The 6,344-nt window shown below is 62.3% G+C and carries 8 protein-coding genes, 1 tRNA gene and 2 pseudogenes; all 11 read left to right on the plus strand.

Features of this window, described 5'->3' with window-relative positions:
• Positions 1-125: pseudogene (tuf, locus tag EOA23_RS30065) on the plus strand (elongation factor Tu); the annotation flags it as partial.
• Positions 126-341: 216 nt separating this feature from the next.
• Positions 342-1,124, plus strand: a complete 783-nt coding sequence (locus EOA23_RS37080) for a hypothetical protein (RefSeq protein WP_348628596.1) — start codon at positions 342-344, stop codon at positions 1,122-1,124.
• Positions 1,021-1,938: a hypothetical protein gene (locus EOA23_RS37085; RefSeq protein ID WP_348628597.1), complete on the plus strand. Its 918-nt coding sequence runs from the start codon at positions 1,021-1,023 to the stop codon at positions 1,936-1,938. Before EOA23_RS37080 ends, EOA23_RS37085 begins: the two co-directional genes overlap by 104 nt.
• Before the next feature lie 249 nt (positions 1,939-2,187).
• A complete protein-coding gene (locus EOA23_RS30075; RefSeq protein WP_127306797.1) occupies positions 2,188-2,673 on the plus strand; it encodes a group II truncated hemoglobin in 486 nt (161 codons plus the stop codon).
• A 146-nt stretch (positions 2,674-2,819) separates the two neighbouring features.
• Positions 2,820-2,895, plus strand: a tRNA-Trp gene (locus EOA23_RS30080).
• Positions 2,896-3,244: 349 nt separating this feature from the next.
• Positions 3,245-3,448, plus strand: a complete 204-nt coding sequence (gene secE / locus EOA23_RS30085) for a preprotein translocase subunit SecE (RefSeq protein ID WP_027170383.1) — start codon at positions 3,245-3,247, stop codon at positions 3,446-3,448.
• Positions 3,449-3,475: 27 nt separating this feature from the next.
• Positions 3,476-4,003, plus strand: coding sequence for a transcription termination/antitermination protein NusG (gene nusG / locus EOA23_RS30090; protein ID WP_095818149.1), 528 nt, complete (start codon positions 3,476-3,478; stop codon positions 4,001-4,003).
• 182 nt (positions 4,004-4,185) lie between these two features.
• On the plus strand, positions 4,186-4,614 hold the full coding sequence (gene rplK, locus EOA23_RS30095) for a 50S ribosomal protein L11 (RefSeq protein ID WP_042642146.1): 429 nt from the start codon (positions 4,186-4,188) through the stop codon (positions 4,612-4,614).
• A 4-nt stretch (positions 4,615-4,618) separates the two neighbouring features.
• Complete coding sequence (gene rplA, locus EOA23_RS30100; RefSeq protein ID WP_042642148.1) at positions 4,619-5,317, plus strand: 50S ribosomal protein L1; 699 nt, start codon at positions 4,619-4,621, stop codon at positions 5,315-5,317.
• A 370-nt stretch (positions 5,318-5,687) separates the two neighbouring features.
• Positions 5,688-6,206, plus strand: coding sequence for a 50S ribosomal protein L10 (gene rplJ, locus EOA23_RS30105; RefSeq protein ID WP_126061036.1), 519 nt, complete (start codon positions 5,688-5,690; stop codon positions 6,204-6,206).
• Positions 6,207-6,260: 54 nt separating this feature from the next.
• A pseudogene (locus tag EOA23_RS30110) lies at positions 6,261-6,344 on the plus strand (50S ribosomal protein L7/L12); the annotation flags it as partial.

Below are 6,344 nucleotides of genomic sequence, written 5' to 3' on the forward strand. Positions count from 1 at the left end.
GCGACAACATCACCGTCGACGTCGAGCTGATCGTGCCGATCGCGATGGAAGAGAAGCTGCGCTTCGCCATCCGTGAAGGCGGCCGCACCGTCGGTGCAGGCATCGTCGTCACCATCAAGGAATAATCGATCCGGCTGTTGCCGGTTCGACAAGGAAAGGGCGGTCTTCGGGCCGCCCTTTCTCGTTTTGGAAGCAGTATCGGGCCGGCAAGCTCAATTCTGTTGCAAGCATCGTCGCCGCAACTAGTATGTGTTGTACCGAGGGGCTTGCCAGGCGTGGTTTCCGCGTTTCGTTCAAAAATCATTTTGCGGCGGCTTATCCGGCTCGGGCTGGCTATCGCCATGGGATTGGCCGCCTTCGGCGCAGCCGCAAAGGAGGATCCGCCCGATCTCGGTCCGACGATGCGCTTCGTGGTGGTGCGCAGCAGCGCGACGGGCTGCGAGCCGAATTGCCCGGAATGGATTTCCGCCGAAGGCACGATCGAGGCCGGCACGCCGGCGCTGTTCAGGCGCTTGCTGAAGACGCTCGACGGGAGGCAACTGCCGATCGTCGTCAATTCTCCCGGCGGCAATGTCGATGCCGCGCTCCAGCTTGGCCGCATGATCCGCAAGAACAAGCTCGATATCGCGGTCGGCATCACGGAGTTTTCCGGCTGCTCGCCAGGGATGAGGAACTGCCGGGGCAACGACGCCAGGCAGCAGCCCTATTCCGGCGTCGCTTACGACAGCGGCGCGATGTGCAATTCGGCCTGTCCGCTGATGTTTGCCGGCGGCATCCGCCGCGTCGTTGGCGAATGGGCCTATCTCGGTGTCCACCAGATCACCACCACCTTCCGGCGTGAAAAACTGCTCTACCGCACCACCTATCGGATCGTGAACGGCAAGAAGAAGATCATCGGCACCACGATTGTCAGCCGCAAGAATGCCGGCAGCTACAAGACCTATGAGATGAGCAAGGCGATCGAGAAACGGCTGTCGGCTTATCTGAAGGATGGGCGTCGAGCAGGGCGTGCTGGATGTGATGAAGACGACGCCCGCCAGCGATATCCGGCAGATCGAGCCCGACGACATGCTGGAGATGAAGCTCGTCACCAGCCCGGATTCGCTCGATCTGCTGACCGATAAGAGCATGTGCCGGCGCAATCCCGTGCCGGCGAATTGCCGCGAGGTGCCGTCGAACGCCAAGCCGGCCGAGGTCGCGAATATTGAAGCCGCGCCTTCGCCCACTGCGCCGGCCCCGGCGCCCGGGCCGCGGATCGAAGACCAGGAGATGCGCTTTGTTGTCGTTCGCGGCAGCAATCCGCTCTGCAATCCCGATTGTCCGGAATGGATCTCGGCGGAAGGCACGATCACCGCGGGCACGGCCGGCAAGCTTCGCCAATTGCTCGATACGCTCGGCGGGCGCAGATTGCCGGTGGTCGTCAACTCGCCAGGTGGCGATGTGCAGGCAGCGCTTGCCGCAGGCCGCCTGATCCGTGAGCGTGGGTTGGATGTCGCGGTCGCCCGAACCGACTTTCTCGATTGCGATCCGGGCAAGGCGGGTTGCGAACCAACCGATGGCCTCTACAGCGGCCTCACCATCGATGCAGGCGCCCAATGCGATGCCGCCTGCGCGGTGATGATCGCCGGCGGCATCAGGCGCCTCGTCGGCGCCGATGCGCATTTTTTGGTGCATTCCATGAACATGGAAGAGAAGGTCAGGGCGTATCTCGACGAGATGGCTATCGGCCCGGGCTTTTTTGCCGCCATGCAGTCGGCGCAGTTCGCCAAGCACAGGGAACTCAAGCAGGGCGAACTTCGCGAATTCGGGCTCACGACCGGACCGCAATCGGTGGATGCGCTGACTGGGGCGACCATCTGCAACTCATCGCCGAAACCGGACAATTGCCGGGTGCTGCCGGCCGCCAATGCCGCGGCCGAGGCGCCAGCGAAACTTTAGGGCATGTCTCCCGAAAGTGGGAACCGGTTTCGGGATAAAGACATGCGTAAAATCAAAAACCTAAAGCGCATGGAGCGAATCTGAAAGATCGCGACGCGCTTTGGGAGCAATTCCAGGAAAAGTGTTTACGATTTTCCGTCCGGAATTCGTAGGCAAGGAGAGAGCCCGCACTGGCCATCGAGGCAGGTTGAGGCGGGCAGGGTGGCGCCGCTATCCTCCTCGCGCGATTTGCGGAACGGAGGATTGGCGATGAGCGCGGAAATCCCGACTTTGTACGAATGGGCCGGGGGCAGCGAGGCGCTCTACAGGCTGACACGCACTTTCTATGACAAGGTGGCGCTCGATCCGATCGTCGGCCCCGTGTTCAAGACCATGTCGCCGGACCATCCGGCGCATGTAGCCGCCTTCATCGGCGAGGTCTTCGGCGGGCCAAAGACTTATAGCGAAGAGTTTGGCGGCCATCGCGAGATGGTGATGCATCATCTCGGCAAGCACCTGACCGAGGTGCAGCGCCGGCGCTGGATCAACCTTCTCGCCGACGCGGCGGACGAAGTCGGCCTGCCGGACGACCCCGAGTTCCGCTCCGCCTTCATGGGCTATGTCGAATGGGGATCGCGGCTGGCGAAGATGAACTCGAATCTGGGTGAGACCTGCGACCCCGAGATGGAGCCGATGCCGGCCTGGGGCTGGGGCGTGCCGGGCGGACCGTACAAGCCGCCGGCCGGAAAATCGTAGGCCCAGGCCCGTTTTCCGGTAACGCAATCCGTTGCCGACGGAAATGCGATCGGGAAATCCGGCAAAGCTTTGAAAACGGCAGGTCAGTGCTCTTTACAGAGGGCCCGGAAGCTTTTAGGAAGCGCCTGCGCCGAACAAGCGCATGCACGGGCATAGCTCAGTTGGTAGAGCGGCGGTCTCCAAAACCGCAGGTCGTAGGTTCGAGCCCTGCTGCCCGTGCCAATCTCCCAAACGGCCAATCGGAAGCCTCCGCAGTTGAAAATCGGCGGGTGGCTTGCCATTTTGGGAAAATTGGGGCATAAGCCCCGCATAGCCGGGACGGGACGACTGGATGGTTCCGAGGCGGCGCCAGGACATAAAGCGGACCTTGCCACTTGCGTGGATTAAGAATCGGTTTTATGTAGACAAGACAGACACGCGACGCGTGGAGCTGGGAAGCCGGCTTTACGCGTCTGATTTGCGTGGGTGAAATAGCGGCGCTGATTCGCACCGCATGGAGCCCAGGCGGCACGTCCCGGCCAGCGGGATCATCCAGGAGGCCCGGCCAACGGGTCTTGAAAACAGGCGGCACATGGCTTCGAAAACCACTAATCCCTTCACCTTTCTCCAGCAGGTCCGCGCGGAGACGGCAAAGGTGACATGGCCTTCGCGGCGCGAAACCATGATCTCGACCGTGATGGTCCTGGTATTCGCGGTGATCGCGATGCTCTTCTTCTTCGCAGCCGACATTTTGATGGGCTATGCGATCGAGTGGATCCTGGGTCTCGGGCATTAATTCGGCGGTTTACGGAGAGGTCGGGAAATGACTGCGCGCTGGTATATCGTCCACGCCTATTCGAACTTCGAGAAGAAGGTCGCCGAGGATATTGAGAACAAGGCCAAGCAGAAGGGCCTGGCCGGCGAGATCGAGCAGATCGTGGTGCCGACCGAGAAGGTCGTCGAGATACGCCGTGGCCGCAAGGTCGATGCAGAGCGCAAGTTCTTCCCGGGCTATGTGCTCCTGAAGGCCAACCTGACGGACGCCGTGTTCTCGCTGGTCAAGAACACGCCGAAGGTCACCGGCTTCCTGGGCGATTCCAAGCCCGTGCCGATCACCGAGACCGAGGCGCAGCGCATCCTGAACCAGGTCCAGGAAGGCGTCGAGCGGCCGAAGCCCTCGGTCACCTTCGAGATCGGCGAGGCGATCCGCGTCTCGGATGGTCCGTTCGCGTCTTTCAACGGCGTCGTCCAGGAAGTGGACGAGGAGCGTGCCCGCCTCAAGGTGGAAGTTTCGATCTTTGGGCGCGCCGTGCCCGTCGATCTGGAATTCGGACAGGTCGAAAAGGGCTGATCCGTACACCTGCGCCGTAAGGCGTCGGGATCCGCGCCGCGAGGCGTTGGGGCGGTTGCTTAAGGCGCCGCATGAACGGGTGGGAGGCGAAGGCGGCATAGCCGGCCGTCGGAACCGCACCACCAGACTGCAACCGCCGGTGTCCCGCTAATGGGCCGGCATGAGAAAAGGCAGGAATAGAGATGGCTAAGAAAGTTGCAGGCCAGCTCAAGCTCCAGGTTGCCGCGGGCTCGGCCACGCCGTCGCCCCCGATCGGCCCGGCGCTTGGTCAGCGCGGCATCAACATCATGGAATTCTGCAAGGCGTTCAACGCGCAGACCCAGGAGCTCGAGAAGGGATCGCCGATCCCGGTCGTCATCACCTACTACCAGGATAAGTCGTTCACCTTCGTCATGAAGACGCCGCCGGTGAGCTACTTCCTGAAGAAGGCCGCCAACCTGAAGTCGGGCTCCAAGGAGCCGGGCAAGACCAAGGTCGGCACGATCAGCCGCGACAAGGTGCGCGCGATCGCCGAGCAGAAGATGAAGGACCTGAACGCAAACGACGTCGAGGCGGCCATGCGCATGGTCGAGGGCTCCGCCCGCTCGATGGGCCTGGAAGTGGTGGGCTAAGATCATGGCAAAGATTGCAAAGCGTGTTGCTGCGAGTCGCGAAGGCATCGATCCGAACAAGGCTTATGCGCTCTCCGAGGCGCTGCAGTTGCTCAAGGACCGGTCCAAGGTGAAGTTCGACGAGACCGTCGAGGTCTCGATGAATCTCGGCGTCGATCCGCGCCATGCCGACCAGATGGTCCGCGGCGTGGTCAACCTGCCGAACGGCACCGGCCGCTCGGTGCGTGTCGCGGTGTTTGCCCGTGGCGACAAGGCCGAGGAAGCCAAGGCCGCCGGCGCCGATATCGTTGGCGCCGAGGATCTGGTCGACATCGTCCAGAAGGGCACGATCGATTTCGATCGCTGCATCGCCACGCCGGACATGATGCCGCTGGTCGGCCGTCTGGGTAAGGTGCTCGGCCCGCGCGGCATGATGCCGAACCCGAAAGTTGGTACCGTGACCACCGACGTCGCCGCGGCCGTCAAGGCTTCGAAGGGCGGCGCCGTCGAGTTCCGCGTCGAGAAGGCCGGCATCGTCCAGGCCGGCGTCGGCAAGGTCTCGTTCGACGTCAAGGCGCTGGAAGAGAATGTCCGCGCCTTCGCCGATGCGGTGAACAAGGCCAAGCCCGCGGGCGCCAAGGGCAACTACGTCAAGAAGGTGTCGGTCACCTCGACGATGGGCCCGGGCCTGAAGCTCGACATCGCGACGCTCGCCGCGTCGTAAGTGTCGTCGGGTCGGCCCTGCGTCGACCCACGAAGAATTCCGGACCGCCGATCCGTCGGCGGCCCGGTAACCCGGGAGCCGAAAGGTTTCCGGATATCCTGTCCGAGATTGCAGGCGGCCCAACAGCCTTAATTCATGTGGGCCTGCATGAGACGGGTGAAGACCCGACAAAGGAGCCAAAGGCTCCAATGAAAGGTTCGAACCGTGTTTGCCTTTTGTCAGCGCATCGCCGGCTTTGCCGTCGGTGTGGCGAAAGGGGGCAGGATCCTCGAGCGTCGTTCGGGAGATCCATTTTTGGATGGCCCGGCCGGCAAAAGGCAACCCGACTTCTGACCTCGAGAATGAGGCAGCGGTCAACTGGAGATAGGCAGTGGACAGAGCGGAAAAGCGCGAACTCGTCACGGGCCTGAATGATGCGTTCTCGAACGCGGGTTCAGTCGTCGTGGCCCACTACGCCGGTATCACCGTGGCGCAAATGAACGACCTTCGGTCGAAGATGCGCGCCGCCGGCGGCACCGTCAAAGTCGCGAAGAACCGTCTCGCCAAGATCGCTCTTCAGGGCACGGACTCCGCATCGATCATCGATCTGTTCAAGGGACAGACGCTGGTCGCTTATTCGGAGGATCCGATTGCGGCGCCGAAGGTCGCGTCCGAATTCGCCAAGGGGAATGACAAGCTGATCATTCTCGGCGGCGCGATGGGCTCGACCTCGCTCAACGCCGATGGTGTCAAGGCGCTCGCCACGATGCCGTCGCTCGACGAGCTGCGCGCCAAGCTGGTTGGCATGATCGCCACGCCGGCAACCCGGATCGCCCAGATCGTCAATGCGCCCGCGGCTTCGGTCGCGCGTGTCATCGGCGCTTACGCCCGGAAGGACGAGGCGGCATGAGGCCGTTCCTCGCTGTCAACAACACACGTTCGAACCAAGTAAAGGAATATCAAAATGGCTGATCTCGCAAAGATCGTAGACGACCTTTCGAGCCTGACCGTCCTCGAGGCGGCTGAGCTTTCGAAGCTCCTGGAAGAG

The organism is Mesorhizobium sp. M2A.F.Ca.ET.042.01.1.1, assembly GCF_003997405.1.
Taxonomy (GTDB): Bacteria; Pseudomonadota; Alphaproteobacteria; order Rhizobiales; family Rhizobiaceae; genus Mesorhizobium.